Origin of the sequence: Mesorhizobium sp. M8A.F.Ca.ET.161.01.1.1 (genome assembly GCF_004792105.1) — a bacterium.
In the GTDB taxonomy this organism is placed as follows: domain Bacteria; phylum Pseudomonadota; class Alphaproteobacteria; order Rhizobiales; family Rhizobiaceae; genus Mesorhizobium.
In genome coordinates this window covers 1-416 of sequence record NZ_SRTD01000105.1, presented here as the reverse complement: position 1 = coordinate 416, position 416 = coordinate 1, and the positions used below count along the sequence as shown (strand labels likewise).

Here is a 416-nt window from a genome sequence, read left to right as displayed (position 1 = left end):
GGGGCCTGAAGGGGTGGACGGCGGGACCGCCGGCAACGTCGTTGCGCGGCTGTTTGCCTCGGCGGAGCGCAGGCCCGTCGTGGTCATCACCCATAAGCGCCGCGAGGCGGAATTCGCAGACCGCATCGTCGTGCTGAAAGAGGGGCGTCAATTTGATGAATGTCAAAGCGGCACTCCGGAATACGGCGTAGTGCTGAACACATTGCGCCCGGACTGAGATTTTTTTGAGAGCCGGCGTCGTCTTAGAAATGGAAGGCCGGCCTTCCGGAAAAGGTGGATAAGACCATGGAACTCGACATAGTGGCGCTGTCGCGCCTGCAATTTGCGGTGACGGCTCTCTATCACTTTCTGTTCGTTCCCCTGACGATCGGACTGTCGGTGGTGATCGCCATCATGGAAACGGTCTATGTCATGAC

1 protein-coding gene and 1 pseudogene are annotated in these 416 nt (G+C 58.9%); both read left to right on the top strand.

Annotated features, from left to right (window positions below; all coding sequences use genetic code 11):
- Nucleotides 1-217: pseudogene (locus EN804_RS34865) on the top strand (ABC transporter ATP-binding protein); the annotation flags it as partial.
- Nucleotides 218-285: 68 nt separating this feature from the next.
- Nucleotides 286-416 (top strand): cytochrome ubiquinol oxidase subunit I (locus tag EN804_RS34860; RefSeq protein ID WP_135922320.1); only part of this gene is annotated, 131 nt, incomplete at its 3' end.